The sequence below is a fragment of the Pseudomonas sp. SR18 genome, assembly GCF_023701505.1.
GTDB classification, from domain to species: Bacteria; Pseudomonadota; Gammaproteobacteria; order Pseudomonadales; family Pseudomonadaceae; genus Aquipseudomonas; species Aquipseudomonas cyclaminis.
The window spans coordinates 94,729-112,757 of sequence record NZ_JAMQAU010000006.1 but is presented as its reverse complement, the minus strand read 5'-3'; the positions used below and the strand labels follow the sequence as shown (position 1 = coordinate 112,757).

The window sequence follows — 18,029 nt, the reverse complement described above, 5'->3', positions numbered from 1 at the left end:
AAGTGTTGGTACGGTCTGACTAGTGCTACCAAGCAGTTACTTGATAGTGATGCCTAGGGTGTTAGCCACTCGGTTCCCCACCCCGGCACTCTGGTTCACCTGAATCACTCCTCGGCTGCCTGTGAAGGCCTGGTCGCTGGTGGCGACTTGGCGGCTGCCAGTGGTGGGGGTGAGCCCTGAGTCGGTCAACTGCGTCGTGTTCTGTTGCAACAGGACGCTGTCATCGATGCTTTGCGGGCCAGGGTTGATGCTGATCCGCACGGCGTTGATTGATTGGTTATTGGCCCCGGCCGACTGGTTGATACCCAGTACACCGTTGCCGCTGGTGAAAGAGGTGCCCTGGATCGCCGCTTTGGCATTCAGGGACCGGTCGACGCTGCCGTCCAGGCGCTGGAGGTTGACGTTGGTGGCCTGGCCACCGAGCGCAATGGCGCGGCTGTTGGACATTTGTTGCTGATTACCCGCCGCCTGGTTGATCGACACCACGCCTTCGTAGTGTTGGCCGCTGTTGTTGATCACCGCGGTGTCGTCGGCGAAGGCCGGGGCGCTGGCCAGCAGGGCGAGCACGAGCAGGGAACGGTTCATTATTTGCCCCCCATCATGCTGCCGATGTTGTTCAGCGGCGCCATGCCGCGCTGGATCGAATCACTGATCTGCCCACCCATGCTGCTGCCCGCACCGTGGCCGGCGGCAGAGCCAGCCCCCAGGGTGGACATGCTGTTTTGCGTGGCATGCAGGCCAGTCAGCGTGTTGTTCGTCGGGATAGCGCCGACGATGCTGGAGCCGCTGCTGATCCCGCCGATATCCATATCACTGAGCTCGCCAGTGGCATTGATGATGTCGCGGCTGGGATTGGCGTTGGCGGTGGTGGGGTAGGGGTCTTTACCGAAGGCGGCGCGGCCGTACATATGAGCCTGCACGTTGCGCCCTGTCACGATCACGCCGTCACCTGCAAAGCTGGGAACACTGATGCCGACGCTGAGTACACAGCTGATCAGCAGTACGTTCATCGAACCTTGAGTGAGTGTGATCACGGCGGCATTCCTTATTCTTCGCGCTGACCCTAAACAGCGCTGTAAGGGATAGAGCAGAAGCCGTGCCGCTTTTTATATTGCGTTGTTTTTCAATGGGTTGAAGTTATTCGAGGGCAAAGTGATGTCAGTGCTGTTTCAGGGCTGATACACCTGCGGCCAAGGCACGCGCGCGCGGCCGTACCACAAACGATTCACCCAGCTGTATCAGCGGTGAAACACTGCACATGACAAATCGATGAATCCGCCCAGTACGGGCGATGCAGAGCAGGCGTGTGTTTCAAAAATGGACACAGCAGGCGCGAAAAAGCCAAGTGGTGGCTAAGGCTCAGCCTTTGGGGGATTGACGCGGGATGGAGTTGAGCACGGGGTTGCCATCCTGGTTCTGGGTCAGGTAGACCGGCAAAACCTTGGGCAGGGACGGGATGAGGTTGTGAACCTCATTGATGTTGTAGATGCCGCCGATACGAATTGCCCCGGTGCTGGCGTCCGCCAGCATCACCGGTTTGTTCAGGTAGCGGTTGATCAATGGCAACGCATCGGCCAGGGCCAGGTTGTCGAGGATCAGCTTGCCCTGGCGCCAGGCCAGGGCGGTGTCGTTTGGATTGATCGTCGTTACCCGGGGCGTGGCATCGCCGTGTTGATAGCTGGCCTGCATGCCCGGCGTCAGGGGAACGCTGCCGTGCTGCTGGTCGCTGGCAATCTGTACCGAGCCTTCGAGCAGCATCACGCGCACCTGATCGCCATACTTCCAGACGTTGAACTGGGTGCCCGTCACCTGCACCTGGCCTTCGCCAGCACGCACGATAAACGGATGGGCGCTGTCATGGGTGACCTTGAAAAATGCCTCGCCTTTTTTCAGCGTGACCCGACGCTGGTCTTTGTAATTGCTGTAGACCAGATCGGTGCCCAGGTTCAACTCCACCTGGCTGCCGTCTCCCAGCGTCACCTGGCGTAAACCATTGCTGGCTTCGAAACGTTCGTAGGCGCTGGGCAGCCAACCCGCTTCCCAACCGGTGAACGCGGCCAGGGGCAGTGCGCCCAGGCAGATCGCAGCGGCTACGGCGTAAGTACGCAGTCGACTGCGAGGTTTGAACGGCACCACGCAGGCGATAGGTTCGGTGCGAGGCAGGTGGTCGGCGACGTCCCAGATTTCCAGCATCGCCGCGTATTCAAACGCGTGCAGCGGGTGGCTATCGTGCCAGTGCGAAAAAGCCTGACGCTCCGCCGGGGTGCAATCACCCGCGTGCAGACGCATGCACCAATGCGCGGCGGCCTCGGTGATGGCGTCATATTCGGCTTCTGAAAGGGACTTTTCGCTCATTAACTCATCCTGATTTCCCACATTCTAACCCCCAGGGTGGACGGCGAGAACAGCCATCATGGCGATTGCACATCAATTGGAAGCCATTCTCGTTTGGGCGTGCCCGAAAATGTTCGTATGACCCCCACGCCGCTCAGGCGCCTTCATCCAGTACACGCCCCAGTTCAGTGATCATGCAGGTCACGGAATCGGCGTTGGCCAGGATGGTGTCTATGCGCTTGTCGCTGTTGCTCATGAAGACTGTGCGGGCATCTTCAAGGGTTCTGCATCCGGTGCTGCTCAGCACTTTTTTCTTGTTGTCGCTGCTGAAGTCCTGCCACTCCTGGGTAAAGGCGTCCCAGGTCCGAAAGAGCATCGAGATGGGGGTCGAAAGGGACAGCGCGTTTTCACGCAAGTCGGTCAAGTCGGTCTTCATGGCGCTGGACCCGCTGATGTTGACGTTTATCAGGTCCGGGAACGGTCGCATGCTGTCCAGGTAAGCCAAGTCTTCGGTCAAGGACTTGATGTGGGTTATCTCGTGAATCAGCGTGGTTGCCCGTGCATGGGCCGAGAGGTTGAACGGCGTGGTCAAGCGGTTCTGGTAGATGTCCATGGGCGGGTCGAAGAAACGGTCCAGCAGGTAGATTTTGTGGTCCGCGTCATCGGGCAGTACAAAGGCAAAGTTGGTATGGCGGTCGAGGCGATGGGTGCCGCTGACAAACCGCATGGAGTCGGGGCCTATGAGCGTGTGGTTAGTCAACTCATCAAGTACCTCGTCGACCCGCCGCTCGACTCTCTGCAACTGTTCGGACGTCAGCGTGACAATGCCGAACAACTCACTGAAAAAACGCCCGAGCCGGCTGCCGGGAGCGCGCAGCGTCGCGAAGTGGAGGAGATTGCGTTTGGCGGTGACGGCATAATACGTCGCGACATTGAGCGCCTCATTAATGCACTGCGCTTTCCAACTGGATAACGCAGCGATCGCCCGTATGCCCACTGCTTCAATATTGATGGCCTCTCGTACCGCCATGCGGTTGAAAAAGTTGTATGAGTAGCGACTCAGGGTTTTGCCGTAGCGCGGGTGGTGGCGGTCGAGGTCCAGCGTCCACTCACCCTGCGCATTGGACTGTACGTAGGGACCCTGTTGCTCGGCCTGGCTCAGGCACCAGTGCTCACCGGCTTTTTTCACCGGATAGACTTTTCCCGCCAACGGCACGAAGTGGCGGGTGTTGGTTTTGTCCGTGTAAACGTGGGTCTGCGCGCTTTTTTCCAGGTCAACCAGTGCTACGTCACGCGCTTCAAACGCGTTCAGTTGTGTACGCCCCGGCGCCGTCAGACCCAGCTCGGCCAGGCTGGTCGCCGCCGGGGGGCGTTGCTCCAGGGTGGTGCTTTCCTGGGCAGGCGAGGCCGGCGGGAAGAGCGCATCCAGCCCCTTGCGCAACGAGGCCAACTCGGCCACCCCGCCGACAAAGGTTCTGAGCGCGTTTTGCCATCGGTGCTGCTGCAGGTTTTCTGCGGAGGCAAGGAACAGTTTGTAGCTGCGCCACACCACCATTGGGTAGGCCAGTTTACCCGGCAGAAATTGCAGGCTGTTGTGGATCCCTTTGGTCAGCAGGCTGGTAACCGCATCCCACTGGGTCTTGCCCGACGGGGTGAACTGGCGATCGAGCATCTGCAACAGCTGCTCGATGTTGTCTTTGAACAGTTGCTCAAGCAGGTTGCCCGTGATCGGGGACGCGCCCAGATGGATGTCCGAAGGCTTGCGGCCCCAGCGTTGGCGCAGCAAATTGCGATACGTGGCTTGATGCGGCGCCTGCAACTGGCCGACGACCCACTCCTGCAGGGCTCCAGGGCTGGTGAACTCATTGAGGAGCGCGGCTTCATTGGCGTACTCCTTCAATAAATGTGTGGCGCTGCAAGGCGCATACAGGACCGACGGACCTGAAGCACCGGCTTCAGGACCGATCAGGTAGCAGCCCAGCGCCTTGGCCTTTGCTGCGCCAGCGGTGGCGATCAATTCCAGGGGGCGAATGATTGCCGTCACACCCCTCACGGCGGCGCGTGCCACGCCATCGGGCATATCAAAGACTTGCGCGATGAAGTTCCAGGCCGATGCGGACAGTCGCTCGTCCAGTTTCAGTTGGTGGGCGTATTGCAGGATTTGCCACGGCAGCTGCCGGCAGAACAAGTGCCGGCGTTTGCGGGTGTCCTCGCTCTGGCCTTTGAGGTGAGTGGTCAGCTGTTGTTGAAAATGGCTTTTCAGGTCGAGCTGTCGAACCAATTGCTCTATGGCGTTGCCATCGAGTGTGTCGGGCAGTGGCATTGCGGTGCGCGATCGTAGCCGGATTTCGTCGGCGCGCAGTTCAGGCAAGTGCTTTAGGGCGAAGTCCGTCAGGCTCAGCGCGTTGCCGTCAAGGCCGATACGGCCGGCGATCAGTATGTTGTCAGGGTTGACCAATTGCCCTGGGAACCGCGTAGCCAACAGAGTCGAGAGGCTGCTCACCGCGTGTTCGCGCATAGGCGTGATGCTGTGAAGGTAGTCGCGCTCGTCCAGCGCGGCGAGGCGGTACTGTTCGAGCAGTTCGGCCTGCAGAATTTGCTCGTCGGGCCGGGCGAGGCCCAGCCAGACCGGCAATTCCTGCTGGCGGATCATAGCGCGTGCCATGCTGATCGCCCTGGGGAGGTTGGACGGCGGTGCTCGGCGGATCAGCGCGTCCATACACTCCTGAAAGCGTTTTGCGCCCAGATTCATCAAAAGCAGATGGTCAATTTCGTCCCGTACCAGATCACTGTAGGTCTGTTGGCGATTGTTCAGCACATGATCATCAATACGTTGCAGCGGCCCGAGCCGATAGGTTTGATGGGGTAGCCGCCTGGACACCGCCAGGTTCTCTATCAGGTACAAACGGTTCAGAGGATCCTGCAAACGTTGTTCCAGCGCATCGCGCAAGGCCCTGATCGACGCAAAGGCCTCAAAACCGTAACGCGGCGTCCACAGCAATGCGGCCCCGGAATGAACGGGGTCCAGGCCGCCACGTTCGGTCAGTACAAAACAATTGGCCAGGGGTTGGGGCTGAAGAGTGGCACCCAGGTTCAGGGTCAGGCCAAAGGCATCCGGCAGAAAACCGTTCAGCCCATGGCGGTGCTGGCGGCTGCGCAAACTGTCAGGGTTGAGCACGCTGGCCAGCAGGGCAAGATTGCCCGGTGACAAGCTCTTGTACAGCCGGCTCAGTTCAGCCTCGCCGCTCAAGCCCTGTAACATCGCGTAGCTAAGGTGCGCCTGGTTGTTTTCCAGCAGCTGGTGCGGTAATTGGCGAAGGTCGTGCTGGGTGAACGTCTTCATGGCCTGATCAATCACAGCATTGAAGCTATCGACCGTCAGGTTGTTCAGTTTGTTGGCGCTGCCTTCGCGGCGGGGGCCGTAGAACCAGGTGTGGGGGGAACTCTTTAGGGCGGAGGCTTTGTGTGCCACGCGTTTGATGAAGTGCGCGACCATACTGGTAGAGGTCTGCGGCAATCGTAACTCACGCTCCTGCGCCGCTGTGGCGTAGGTGTTGATGTAGACCTCGGCGGGTTTGAGGTCCAAGTGCTTTTTGGTCAACACGACCTCCAGCGCGTGGGCCGCAAGCTCGCTCAGTGTTATGTAATGCTTGCGCTTCAAGGCCATTGCGTCCTCGATGGACAGCAAGGTCTGCAGTTTGCGTTTGGCCTGCTCCGCCCGCACGGTGGTGGGGCGGCCATTGCCCAGGTTGACGGGGTGCACCGTCCAGCGCCCACCGGCATCCTGCTCCAGCAAGCGACTGTCGAGCATGGTGCGCACATCCAGTGCATGGTCGAGCAGCGCCGCCAGGTCAATGTCGCTGGCGCTGCGTCGATAGAGCCCCAGCGCATGTTCCAGGTTACTTAGCTGCTTGGCGACGATGCCGTCGAGCATGTCCTGGAATACGTTACCGGCGATAGGCTGTCCGGTGACCTGGATCTGGTTCATGCCAATAAACAGACTGCGTTCGTCCAGCGACAGGAAGTTGAGCAGTTCGTCCTCATGCCCCGCGGCCTTGAGCATGGCCAGCAGCGTGGCGTTGAGATCGTCGAGGTCCTTGAGGACCTGCAGGCCGCGGGTTTGGGTATAGAGATACGCGTGAGAGTTGCTGATCATCAGCGTACTGGCCAGCTCGACATAGTGGTGATAGGGCGCGTGAACCTGCACCTTTTCTATGCGCAGGTGGCGGGCAGATTCGGTCCTGGCGGCCTGGTTCGGGAGGAGCACGGCTCGCAGCGATTGGCTTTCCTCAGTGGACAGGATCTCGTCCTGGTGCTTGAACAGCAGGTCGGCGCGAAATTTTTCACTCATCACCTCGGCAAACAGCTTCAGGCGTGAATTGCCCGCGTTGATATCTTCGTTCCAATAGGTTTGCAGCAGGCTGCCGAGTAACTTCGCGAGAATACCGCTGGTTTGTTCGACCACTCTGTCCCAGCGTTGCTGGTCCTGGATCAGTTGCTTCTGGGTAAAAGCGCGGGTGTCATGCTTGGAGTTGAAAAACGTGTGGGTTTGATCCGTTGGCCAGGCTTGATTGACATAGAACCGCAACAGCACGTCGCGCAGAGGGTCTGAGGCGACCCAGCGGCTGTTCTCCCCGGCCGAGGCGAGGCTGAAGAAGTTTACCCGGGTATCCGCCTGGTTCAGACCTGGAAAATAGGACCGCGCCATGATGCCGAGCAAGGTGTCGAGCATGCTGTGCAGGTTGGGCAGTTTGCGCAACTCGTCGAGCATCCACGCGACGTTTTTCTGTTGCGCGGCCAGGATGGCCTGCTCCTGGTCGTGCATCACCGCGCCCAGGATGACTTCAGCGGTCACGGCAGGGCGTGCCGTCACCGGCAGTAGATCACGCTCGCTGATCGCCAGAAACCGCAGCAAATCGACGCGCTGCTCGGGTTGCGTGAGGCGCTCCTGCAATTCACTGAGCAGGAAGGCGCGGCTCTCGAACAGCTCCAGGCCGCCATAAGGGGTGTAGAGCACGGCTTTGTTATCGTCAGGGGTCGGGCTCATCATAAATGCGCCGGCCAGAGCAATGGCGGATTGCCCCGTGGGGTTGAGCAACAAGCGTTCCACCCGCATCGGGTAGCTGTGCATGGCCGGGTTCTGGCGTGCAGCGTCGTTGGCGCCGTACAGCGTGAACAGCCAATCGAGGTCCTTGACGGTAAGCCCCAGCGCGCGCTCACGCTGCGTGGGGGTTTTGCGCCTTACCGGACGCAGGAATTCATCGAGAAAGTACGGCGGGGTGATGTGCGCCATGGTACGCGTCTCCAACGTGGCGGGTAGTAAGCCCTCAAGGTAGGGGCTGCCACAGAGTGCTTGGCGGTACATAACTGGGTGGGTTCGCAAGCAGCCGTTGACAGCAGGCACGGCAGGCGTTGTTTAATCGACGGTCTGGATTGTTGTTGTCTCTTCCAATTATAAAATCGGAGCTACAGATGTCTGCCCAGTCCCCGATAGTTGAACATGCCACTGCCTTGATTGAGTTCAACGACCTGGTGGGGTTGTTGCACGCGGTGTTTATCAAGCACGGCACCTCACCCGAGGTTGCAGCGATCCTGGCGCACAATTGCGCCAGCGCCGAGCGAGACGGCGCCCATAGCCACGGGGTCTTCCGCATCCCTGGTTACCTCAGCACCCTGGCCAGCGGTTGGGTCAACGGCAAGGCTGTGCCTGTGGTCACTGACGTGGCGTCCGGCTTTGTGCGCGTCGATGCGTGCAATGGGTTTGCCCAGCCAGCCCTGGCGGCGGCGCGAGGGCTGCTGGTCGAGAAGGCGCGCAGTGCCGGCATCGCATTGATGGCGATCCATAACTCCCACCACTTCGCGGCCCTGTGGCCAGACGTCGAACCCTTCGCCGAAGAGGGCTTGGTGGCGCTGAGTGTGGTCAACAGCATGACCTGCGTGGTGCCCCATGGCGCCGACCGGCCGTTGTTCGGCACCAACCCCATCGCCTTTGCCGCGCCGCGTGCCGACGGTGCCCCGATTGTGTTCGACCTGGCCACCAGCGCCATTGCCCACGGCGACGTGCAGATCGCCGCGCGCAAAGGCGAGCGCTTACCGCCGGGCATGGGCGTCGACAGCCTCGGCCAACCCACCACCGACCCTAAAGCCGTGCTTGAAGGCGGCGCGTTGCTACCGTTTGGCGGCCACAAAGGCTCGGCATTGTCGATGATGGTCGAGCTGCTGGCGGCGGCGTTGACTGGCGGCAACTTCTCCTTTGAATTCAATTGGGCTGATCATCCGGGGGCGCGTACGCCGTGGACCGGGCAGTTGCTGATCGTGATCGACCCGAGCAAAACCGCGGGGCAGAATTTTGCCGAGCGCAGCCAGGAACTGGTGCGGCAGATGCATGCGGCGGGGTTGCGACGGTTGCCCGGTGATCGACGTCATCGCACACGGGCGAGGTCGTTGGAGGCGGGAATTGAGCTACAGGCTCAGGACTTGGCGCAATTGCAGGCGTTGGTGATGGACTGAGCAGAGGCTGTCAGGCTGCGTTGGCGGCCCCGCAGATCGCGGGGTGTCAATACGTCCGCCACGCAGCCTCGCCAAGGCTCGACAGCTGCTACTCGAACCTGATGCGTATCGGGCTCGATCAGTTACGACGACCCAGCAACAGGCCCACTACCAAGCCAAAGCCTGCGGAAATCGCCACGGTCTGCCACGGGTGGCCACCGATGTAGGTCTCCGTGGCATCCACCACCGGCTTGCTGCGCTCGCGCACGCTGGACACCGAGTCCAAGGCTTGCTTGAGTTTGATTGCGACCTGCTCGCGCAGGGTTTCGCCTTCTTCGCCCACCAGGGCAGCGCTGCTTTTGAGCAATTTGTCCGACTCTTCGATCAGCGCGGTGAGTTCGCTGAAGGCTTGATCCTTGATTTGGTCTTCGACGGCTTGGGCAGCAGTTTTGCGGGCCATTGGGTGACTCCTTGCGAGTGAATGTGACAGTGAACAATGGAGTATCGCGTGATGGCAAAAGTTGCAGTTTTTTTGCCGTGGCGTGCTCTTGAGCAAAATCTGAATCAGGAAATTTCGACCTACAGTGTAAGATGTCGCCTATTTGTGCAGCAGGTAATTCAACATGAGCTTCAATCTCGCCAACAAGACCCTCGCCGAACGCGCCGAGCTGGAAGATGAAAAGTCCCGCCTCTACGACCTGTGGCAAACCAACCTGGGCAAGGCCAAGGGCGAAGCGGCGCGGTTGTTTGGCGAGCGTGCCAAGCGCAAGGGCAAGTGGGCCGAGTGGGTTCGCGCAGAGCTTGATGGCATGTCGCCGCCGGAGTTTTCCGGCATGGTGCGCAGCGAAGTCAACAAGTTGATGGCGGCGGCGAAGTAAAGCTGGCGGCAATCGCTTCGCGTACTTTGAGCTGCATCGGATCCAACTGGGCCTGGGTGCGCCAGCCCAGTTCCACCGGGTAACGCGGCAGTGCCAGCGGGCAGGGCAATACGCGCAAGCCGGTCATCTCGGCAATCGCCTGTGCCGCATGCCCCGGAATGGTTGCCACCGCGTGGCCGCCCTTGAGCAAAAACGGCAGCGCGGCAAAGTGGCTGGTCGACGCACACACTTGGCGACTCAGCCCTTGCGCTGCCAACCCCTCATCGGTGATGCCGATAAACCCGCCGGACGACACCAGCACATGCTCGCGGGCGACGAACTCGTCCAGGCTGATGCTCACCTGTTGCGGCGCGAGACTGTTGGGGTCCACCAGACAGCGGTAATCACCTTCTGCCAACACCTGCCGACTCAAGCGGTTCTGCGCAAACCCGCCGGCGGTAACTGCCAGGTCGAGTGTGCGGTCGAGCAGGGCGTCAGCGACGATCTGGCTGTGGGTCTGACGAAAAATCACACGCAGTTTCGGTAAACGTCGGGCGATCTCCTGCATCAAGCGGCGGCCGTAGGCAATTTCAAAGTCGTCGGACAGCCCCAGTACCACGGAGCGCCCCTGATAATGCGGATTGTCCGGGTTGACCATGGCCAGGCTTTGCCGGCAGCGCTCCAGCGCCTCACTGATCACCGGCTTCAATTGGTTGGCCCGCAGCGTCGGCGCCAGGCCTCGGCCAGTGCGCACGAACAACGGGTCGCCGTAGACCTCGCGCAAACGGCGCAAGCCCGCGCTGATGGCCGATTGCGTAACACCCAGGCGCAACGCTGCGCGGCTCGCGCTGGATTCGTCATGCAGGGCTTCGAAGGTTTTCAGCAGGTTCAAGTCGACCTGGGCGATATTCATTTGGCTCATATCATTCAGTGCTGAGGTGGGCTTTATTCATGATCACGGCTGGCCGGAGAATGGGCAACCCCCCTTCTTCGGAGTGATCGTGATGCCTGTTTCCACTGTAGCGGCTTTGCAAATTGGCTCATTGCCGGGCGGCAAGGCCCAAACCCTTGAGCAAATCCTCGGCTACGAGGACGAGATCACCCGCAGCGGCGCGCAACTGGTGGTCATGCCCGAGGCGCTGCTCGGCGGTTATCCCAAAGGCGAAGGCTTCGGCACGCAACTGGGCTACCGCCTGCCCGAGGGGCGCGAAGCCTTTGCCCGTTACTTTGCCAACGCCATTGATGTGCCTGGCGTCGAGACCGAGGCGCTGGCCGGCCTGTCGGCGCGCACCGGGGCCAGCTTGGTGCTTGGCGTGATCGAGCGCAGTGGCAGCACGTTGTACTGCACCGTGTTGTACATCGAGCCAACGGGCGGCCTGGTGGCCAAGCACCGCAAACTGATGCCCACCGGCACTGAGCGCCTGATCTGGGGCAAGGGCGATGGCTCGACCTTGCCGGTGATCGACACGGCAGTCGGGCGGATCGGCGGCGCCGTGTGCTGGGAAAACATGATGCCGCTGCTGCGCACGGCGATGTACGCCAAGGGCGTGGAGGTGTGGTGCGCGCCAACGGTGGACGAACGCGACATGTGGCAAGTGAGCATGCGCCACGTGGCCCACGAAGGACGCTGTTTTGTGGTGAGCGCGTGCCAGGTGCAGGCATCGCCCCACACGCTGGGGCTGGAGGTTGCCAACTGGCCAGCAGACCGCCCGTTGATTGCGGGCGGCAGTGTGATTGTCGGCCCCATGGGCGATATTCTCGCCGGGCCATTACTGGGTGGCGCGGGGCTGTTGACGGCGCAGATCGATACCGATGACCTGGTGAAGGCGCGGTATGACTATGACGTGGTGGGGCACTATGCCCGCCCGGATGTGTTTGAGCTGACGGTAGATGAACGCGCCAAGCCAGGCGTGCGCTATATCACCGATTGAAACCGGGTCGACATGTGGGATGGCGCTTGCCCCAATGCCGGTCAGTTAAGAGATAAAAAGGCAAAAAGTAACCTGTGGTGAGCGGGCTTGTCCCGCGCTGGGCTGCGAAGCAGCCCCATCAAAGCCACCGCGTTTTTTCAAAAAAACCAAGTTGCCTGGTTTTGGGGCTGCTTCGCAGCCCAGCGCGGGGCAAGCCCGCTCACCACAACAGCCTCGTTCGCTAAGGTTATGTTTTCACCAAATGTGTAGATACCCATGCCCCGATAGCGGAACTCCATGTTTACCAAGTGGCAGTGTTGGGCAGGTCCAGGGTACCGCGATCCACAAACCGCATCGTGCCAAACAACCCGCCCGCGAGTTTGCCGCGCAGTACATAAGGCAAATTGTTCAAGCTCTGGGTTTGGCTCAAGCCCAGGGTTTGGCGCAACACAGAGAACGCCGAAACGCTGACCGGTACCCTCAGCACCGTCTCCGAAAAGCGTGGAATGCTGCCGGCCTGATCGCTCACGCCGGAGGCTAACGGTCGGCCATTGACCTCCAGGTCCAGGGCCACGCCGTTGTAGTCGATCGCTGTTTCATTGGGGTTTTGCACCCGCAGTTTCACCACGAAGCGCACTTCCAGTTCCTGGCTTTGCAGGGGCTCGATGCCCACCACGGTGATGTTGACCGGGTCGCGGTTGGGGAACAGCGCGCAGGCGCTCAAGGTCAGCAGCAACAGTGATAGAACCATGAGCTTGCGCATACAAAGGTGCTCCTATTTCGTGACGTCCGGGTCCTGCATCACTTTGAGGGTAGAGGACTCCGGATCAAATTCATCTTCTTGCAGTGCTATGAACTCTTCCGGCAGGAAAATGTTCAGCAGGATGGCACAGAACGCGCCCACGGTAATCGGCGACTCGAAGATGTTGTGCAGGGCCTTGGGCAGGTCACGCAGCACTTCCGGCACGGCGGCGACGCCCAGGCCCATGCCGAGGGAGATGGCCACGATCAGCACATTGCGCCGGTGCAGCCCGGCTTCGGCGAGGATCTTGATGCCGGCCACGGCCACCGTGCCGAACATGATCAGGGTCGCGCCCCCCAGCACCGGCTTGGGCATCAGTTGCAGCACCGCACCGATCATCGGGAACAGCCCCAGCAGCACCAGCAAACCCGCGATGAAGTACGCCACGTAGCGGCTGGCCACGCCGGTCAGCTGGATCACGCCGTTGTTCTGGGCGAAGGTCACCATCGGCAGGCTGTTGAACGTGGCGGCCATCGCCGAGTTGAGGCCGTCGGCCAGCAGGCCGGACTTGATGCGCTTGATATACAGCGGGCCTTTGACTGGCTGCTGGGAAATCATCGAATTGGCGGTCAGGTCACCGGCCGCTTCCAACGGCGAAATCAGGAAGATCACCGCTACCGGGATAAACGCCACCCAGTCGAACGAGAAACCGTACTTGAACGGCACCGGCACGCTGATCAAAGGCACGTGGGGCAGGGCGGCCAGGTCGACGCGGCCCATCCACCACGCCACCACAAAACCCAGGGTCAGGCCGATCACGATCGAACCCAGGCGCAGGAACGGGTTGTTGAAGCGGTTGAGCACCACGATGGTCACCAGCACCAGTGCCGCCAGGCCCATATTGCTTGCGGCCCCCAGGTCGCTGGCGCCAAAGCCGCCCGCCATGTCGGTGACCGCCACCTTGATCAGCGACAAGCCCATCAAGGTAATGATGGTGCCGGTCACCACCGGGGTGATCAGCTTGCGCAGCTTGCCGATGAACTGGCTCAGCACCACCTCGATAAACGCCGCAAAAAAGCAGATGCCAAAGATCGTCGAGAGGATTTCGTCGGTGCCGCCGCCACGGGCCTTGACCATGAAGCCCGCACTGAGGATCACGCTGATAAACGAAAAACTGGTGCCTTGCAGGCACAGCAGCCCCGAACCTATCGGGCCGAACTTACGCGCCTGTACAAAGGTGCCGAGCCCCGACACAAACAGTGCCATGCTCACCAGGTACGGCACTTCGCTTTCCAGCCCGAGCACACCCCCGACGATCAGGGTCGGGGTGATGATGCCGACAAAACTCGCCAAGACATGCTGCAACGCGGCAAAGATCGCCGCAGTGAAGTGCGGGCGATCTTCCAGGCCGTAGATCAGGTCGGATTTATAGCGCGGGCGGGGGGCTTGAGCGTCAGACAAAATGCGGGCTCGGGTCAGAAAATGGAGGCGCAGGATGCCAGAAACGGTCGATCGTCAGAAGTGTAAAAAAATATTTATGAGTGCCCTGCGTAAAACCCTGCACTCAGCCGATAACGTGTATAGGCCCACCGATCAATAACAACAGTGTGCCGAGGTCTGAGCGGTGCGTTGACGCCGGCGGATCGTTTCGCGGCAAGGATGCGCGCAAACACTACTCCAGAGAGTCTCGTCTATGTCCCTCCGTCATCTGAATATCGCCCCTCGTGCTTCTCTCGGTTTCGCGTTCATCGCGTTGTTAGTGGTTGTTCTTGGCGTGTTTGCGGTCAACCGCATGACGCTGATCCGCGAGGCGTCGGTGGCCATGAGCGCCAACCAGCTACCCAGCGTGACGTACTTGGGCACGATCACGGAAAACGTGCTGCGCATGCGCATCCTGTCGTTTCGCGTACTGGTCAATCGCGATCCTGCCGCGTTGCAGGAAGCTGAAACCCGCATCGGCGTGCTGACCGACAAGGTCAAGACAGCCCAGGCCGGTTACGCCACGTTGCCTGCCGGGCCGGAAGAGGCGGCGTTGTACAAGACGTTTGGCGCCACCTTGGACAACTACTTAAAGGCCCAGGCCGACATGCTTACCCTGTCCAGACAAGGCAAAGTCGATGAGATGCGTGCGCTGATCAACAGCCGCATCAAGGACGGCACCGACCAGATGGGCGAGCAACTGAACAAATTGATCGCTATCAATGCCGCCGATGCCAAGGCAGCGGACGCTGAAGCCGGGCACGGCTACGACAGCGCGATCACCGGCGTAATCGTAGTCTCGGTCGCCGCCGCCTTGCTCACGGTGTTGCTGGCCTGGCTGCTGACCCGCAGCATCGTCACGCCGTTGCGCAAAGCCGTGGCCGTCGCCGAAACCATCGCCGCCGGCAACCTCAGCACCGCCATCGCAGACGACGGCAAAGACGAACCGGCCCGTTTGATCGGCGCCCTGGCTGCCATGCAGGCCAACCTGCGTCAGACCATCCAGCACATCGCCGGCTCGGCCACGCAACTGGCGTCCGCCGCCGAGGAACTCAGTGCGGTCACCGAAGAAGCCTCCAAAGGCTTGCAGCAACAGAACAATGAAATCGATCAGGCCGCCACCGCCGTCAACGAGATGACCGCAGCGGTGGAAGAAGTGGCGCGCAACGCCGTGTCCACTTCCGAGGCGTCCAGCCAGTCCAACCAGGCTGCACGCGAAGGTCGCGACCGGGTGGTGGAAACCGTTGGCGCGATCCAGACCATGACCCAGGACGTGCAGAACACCGCCGCGATGATCGAAGGCCTGGCCACCCAGGGCCGCGATATCGGCAAGGTGCTTGACGTGATCCGTGCGATCGCCGAGCAGACCAACCTGCTGGCGCTCAACGCCGCCATTGAAGCGGCCCGTGCCGGTGAAGCGGGGCGCGGTTTCGCGGTGGTGGCGGATGAGGTGCGCGCCCTGGCCCATCGCACCGCACAGTCGACCCAGGAGATCGAAAAAATGGTCGCCGGCATCCAGAACGGCACCGGCGAAGCCGTGCAATCCATGCAGCAAAGCAATCAGCGCACCCAGAACACCCTGGAAATGGCGCGCGCCGCCGGTGTGGCGCTGGAGCAGATCACCCAGTCCATCAGCTTGATCAACGAGCGCAACCTGGTCATCGCCAGCGCCTCGGAAGAACAGGCCCAGGTGTCCCGCGAGGTTGACCGCAATCTGGTGAATATCCGCGACCTGGCCACCCAGTCGGCGGCGGGTGCCAACCAGACCAGCGCGGCCAGCCATGAGCTGTCGCGCCTGGCGGTGGATTTGAATGGGATGGTGGCCAGGTTTGTAATTTGATTCACTTTGCAATGCAATCCAACTGTGGGAGGGGGCAAGTCGAATCGTCGCACCGCCCCTCCCACATTTGGTTTTGTGTTGTGTCAGGGGTTATTGCTTCCAGGACCCTGGATTCACCAGGTTTTTCGGCTTTTCCCCTGCCAGCGCCGCCAGCAGATTATCCACCGCACACTTGGCCATCGCCTCCCTTGTCTCATGAGTCGCCGAGCCGATATGCGGCGTTGCCACCACATTGTTCAAGCGCAGCAACGGTGAGGCGTGATTCAGCGGCTCCTTCTCAAACACATCCAATCCAGCTGCCCGAATCGTGCGTTGCTGCAACGCCTCGACCAGCGCCGCCTCATCCACCACCTTGCCCCGCGAGATATTGATAAAGATCGTCTCGGGGCCCATCAGTGCAAATTCCTCTGCGCCAATCAGTTTTTCGGTTTCTGCCGTGAGCGGCAACGTCAGGCAGACGAAATCGGCTTCTTTGAGCAACGCCTGCAAGCTGCGGTACTGCGCGCCAAAGCGCTGTTCCACCTGCGGCTTGGGCGAATGGCTGTGGTAGATCACCGGCATGCCAAAGCCAAAATGCCCGCGCTGGGCCAGGGCTTCGCCGATGCGGCCCATGCCGATGATGCCCAGGGTCTTGCCGTGCACATCGCTGCCAAAGTGCGCAGGGCCGATGTTCTTGTTCCATTGGCCGGCGCGCACCATATCGGCCAGTTCCACCACGCGCCGGGCGGTGGCGAGGATCAGCGCAAAGCCCGTGTCGGCGGTGGTTTCGGTGAGCACGTCCGGGGTGTTGCTGAGGAGGATGCCGCGCTGGGTCAGGTAGTCGATGTCGTAGTTGTCGACTCCGACCGACACGCTGGCCACGGCCTCCAGGTGCGGCGCGAGGTCCAGCAATCCGGCGTCCAGGCGCAGGCTGGCGCCCAGCAGGCCATGGGCGGCCGGCAGGGCGTCGCGCAACTTGGCCAGGCCGGTGTCATCCAGGGCTTCGATCAGCGTGACCTCGGCGTGTTCATGCAGGCGGGCCATCAGCGGCGCGGAGAGTTTCTTGTACAACACGACAGACTTTTTCATGAGGTCTTTACCTTCAACTCCAGAGTGGGTGCCGGCGAGCGGTCGCTGGCACCGGGCTTGAGGAAAATCGTCAGCACCACCGACAGCATCAACGCACCGCTCATCAGCAGGTACGAAGCGCCGGGCGAACCGGTGCTGCTATTGAGATAACCCACCAGGTACGAGCCGCCGAACGAACCGAGCGCGCCCATGCTGTTGATCAGTGCCATGGCGCCACCGGCGACGTTGGCCGGCAGGATTTCCGGGACGATGGCGAAAAACGGTCCGTAAGGCGCATACATGCAGGCCCCGGCAATCACCAGCAGGGTGTAGGACCACCAGAAGTGTTCGGCGCCGAGCACGTAGGAGGCGTAGAACGCGATGGACGCGATCAACAGCGGCGGCCACACAAAGCGTTTACGTTTTTGCAGCTTGTCCGAGCCCCAACTCACCACCAGCATGCCGATCACCGCCGCCAGGTAGGGCAGCGCCGACAGCCAGCCGGCCTCGACCATGTCCATCTGCAAACCGGCTTTGAGGATCGACGGCAGCCACAGCACAAAGCCATACACGCCGATGCTCCAGCAGAAGAACTGCAACGCCAGGATGATCACCTTGGGCGAGCGGAACGCTTCGGCGTAATTCTTCACGGCCTTGATGCCGACCTGTTCGGCGGCGAGGGCGGTTTCCAGGCTGTGCTTTTCGCTGTCGCTCAGCCACTTGGCATCCTTGGGCCGCTCATCGGCCAGCTTCCACCAGATAAACGCCCACAACACGGCTGGCAGGCCTTCGATGATAAACATCCAGCGCCAGCTGAAATGCTGCACCAGGTAGCCCGACACCACCGACATCCACAGCATGGTCACCGGGTTACCGAGGATCAGGAAGGTGTTGGCCCGCGAGCGTTCCGCACGGGTGAACCAGTGGCACAGGTACACCAGCATCGCTGGCATCACCGCGGCTTCGACCACGCCGAGCATGAAGCGAATGACGATCAGCATGTAGGCGTTGGACACCACGCCGGTCAGTGTGGCCAAACCGCCCCACAGGATCAGGCTGACGAAAATCAGCTTTTTGACACTGCGCTTCTGCGCGTAGATCGCCCCCGGCACCTGGAAGAAAAAGTAGCCGAGGAAAAACAGTGCACCCAGCAATGACGACATACCGGGGGTGATCATCAGGTCTTCGGCCATCCCGGAGGCGGCGGCAAAGCTATAGTTGGCGCGGTCCAGGTAGGCCAGGCTGTAGGTGATAAAAACGATGGGCATGATGTACCACCAACGGCGGGTGGCGAGTTTCACGGTTTCCATGGGGTTGCTCCTGAGCTTGTT

14 protein-coding genes are annotated in these 18,029 nt (G+C 60.9%); 4 read left to right on the top strand and 10 right to left on the bottom strand.

The window, feature by feature from the left end:
• Positions 1-36: 36 nt before the first annotated feature.
• From fapB to NDJ82_RS11480, 4 genes are all read right to left on the bottom strand, one after another.
• Positions 37-585: a fibril amyloid subunit FapB gene (gene fapB, locus NDJ82_RS11495; RefSeq protein WP_191947883.1), complete on the bottom strand. Its 549-nt coding sequence runs from the start codon at positions 583-585 to the stop codon at positions 37-39.
• The gene (fapA, locus tag NDJ82_RS11490; protein WP_099585228.1) at positions 585-1,034 is read right to left on the bottom strand and encodes a fibril amyloid chaperone protein FapA; all 450 of its coding nucleotides are present in this window, start codon (positions 1,032-1,034) and stop codon (positions 585-587) included. The genes fapB and fapA overlap by 1 nt, the downstream gene beginning before the upstream one ends.
• A gap of 325 nt (positions 1,035-1,359) precedes the next feature.
• Positions 1,360-2,355 (bottom strand): FecR family protein, encoded by a 996-nt coding sequence (locus NDJ82_RS11485; RefSeq protein WP_250925488.1) that lies wholly within the window; start codon positions 2,353-2,355, stop codon positions 1,360-1,362.
• A gap of 133 nt (positions 2,356-2,488) precedes the next feature.
• Complete coding sequence (locus NDJ82_RS11480; RefSeq protein WP_250925487.1) at positions 2,489-7,627, bottom strand: dermonecrotic toxin domain-containing protein; 5,139 nt, start codon at positions 7,625-7,627, stop codon at positions 2,489-2,491.
• Between the two features lie 179 nt (positions 7,628-7,806).
• Here NDJ82_RS11480 and NDJ82_RS11475 point away from each other — a divergent pair, with 179 nt between their 5' ends.
• Positions 7,807-8,844: an Ldh family oxidoreductase gene (locus NDJ82_RS11475; protein WP_191947886.1), complete on the top strand. Its 1,038-nt coding sequence runs from the start codon at positions 7,807-7,809 to the stop codon at positions 8,842-8,844.
• Positions 8,845-8,962: 118 nt separating this feature from the next.
• On the opposite strand, the gene NDJ82_RS11470 is transcribed toward NDJ82_RS11475, so the two are convergent.
• Positions 8,963-9,283, bottom strand: coding sequence for an ElaB/YgaM/YqjD family protein (locus NDJ82_RS11470; RefSeq protein WP_099585224.1), 321 nt, complete (start codon positions 9,281-9,283; stop codon positions 8,963-8,965).
• Between the two features lie 163 nt (positions 9,284-9,446).
• On the opposite strand from NDJ82_RS11470, the gene NDJ82_RS11465 reads away from it, so the two are divergent.
• On the top strand, positions 9,447-9,701 hold the full coding sequence (locus NDJ82_RS11465; protein ID WP_099585223.1) for a hypothetical protein: 255 nt from the start codon (positions 9,447-9,449) through the stop codon (positions 9,699-9,701).
• Here NDJ82_RS11465 and NDJ82_RS11460 read toward each other — a convergent pair.
• Positions 9,673-10,593, bottom strand: a complete 921-nt coding sequence (locus NDJ82_RS11460; protein WP_158878704.1) for a LysR family transcriptional regulator — start codon at positions 10,591-10,593, stop codon at positions 9,673-9,675. The genes NDJ82_RS11465 and NDJ82_RS11460 overlap by 29 nt on opposite strands.
• Before the next feature lie 91 nt (positions 10,594-10,684).
• Here NDJ82_RS11460 and NDJ82_RS11455 point away from each other — a divergent pair, with 91 nt between their 5' ends.
• Entirely contained in the window at positions 10,685-11,611 is a 927-nt protein-coding gene (locus NDJ82_RS11455; protein ID WP_099585221.1) for a carbon-nitrogen hydrolase family protein, read from the top strand.
• A 280-nt stretch (positions 11,612-11,891) separates the two neighbouring features.
• On the opposite strand, the gene NDJ82_RS11450 is transcribed toward NDJ82_RS11455, so the two are convergent.
• Both NDJ82_RS11450 and NDJ82_RS11445 read right to left on the bottom strand, forming a co-directional pair.
• Positions 11,892-12,353, bottom strand: coding sequence for an LEA/WHy family protein (locus tag NDJ82_RS11450; RefSeq protein ID WP_112195039.1), 462 nt, complete (start codon positions 12,351-12,353; stop codon positions 11,892-11,894).
• Between the two features lie 12 nt (positions 12,354-12,365).
• Positions 12,366-13,793 (bottom strand): nucleobase:cation symporter-2 family protein, encoded by a 1,428-nt coding sequence (locus NDJ82_RS11445; RefSeq protein WP_112195041.1) that lies wholly within the window; start codon positions 13,791-13,793, stop codon positions 12,366-12,368.
• 232 nt (positions 13,794-14,025) lie between these two features.
• Here NDJ82_RS11445 and NDJ82_RS11440 point away from each other — a divergent pair, with 232 nt between their 5' ends.
• Complete coding sequence (locus tag NDJ82_RS11440) at positions 14,026-15,651, top strand: methyl-accepting chemotaxis protein (protein WP_250925486.1); 1,626 nt, start codon at positions 14,026-14,028, stop codon at positions 15,649-15,651.
• 90 nt (positions 15,652-15,741) lie between these two features.
• Here the strand turns inward: NDJ82_RS11440 and NDJ82_RS11435 are convergent, their stop codons facing one another.
• Together NDJ82_RS11435 and NDJ82_RS11430 are read right to left on the bottom strand one after the other, a co-directional pair.
• Positions 15,742-16,719 (bottom strand): NAD(P)-dependent oxidoreductase, encoded by a 978-nt coding sequence (locus NDJ82_RS11435; RefSeq protein WP_191959436.1) that lies wholly within the window; start codon positions 16,717-16,719, stop codon positions 15,742-15,744.
• The gene (locus NDJ82_RS11430) at positions 16,716-18,008 is read right to left on the bottom strand and encodes an MFS transporter (RefSeq protein ID WP_250925485.1); all 1,293 of its coding nucleotides are present in this window, start codon (positions 18,006-18,008) and stop codon (positions 16,716-16,718) included. Before NDJ82_RS11430 ends, NDJ82_RS11435 begins: the two co-directional genes overlap by 4 nt.
• Between the last annotated feature and the right edge of the window lie 21 nt (positions 18,009-18,029).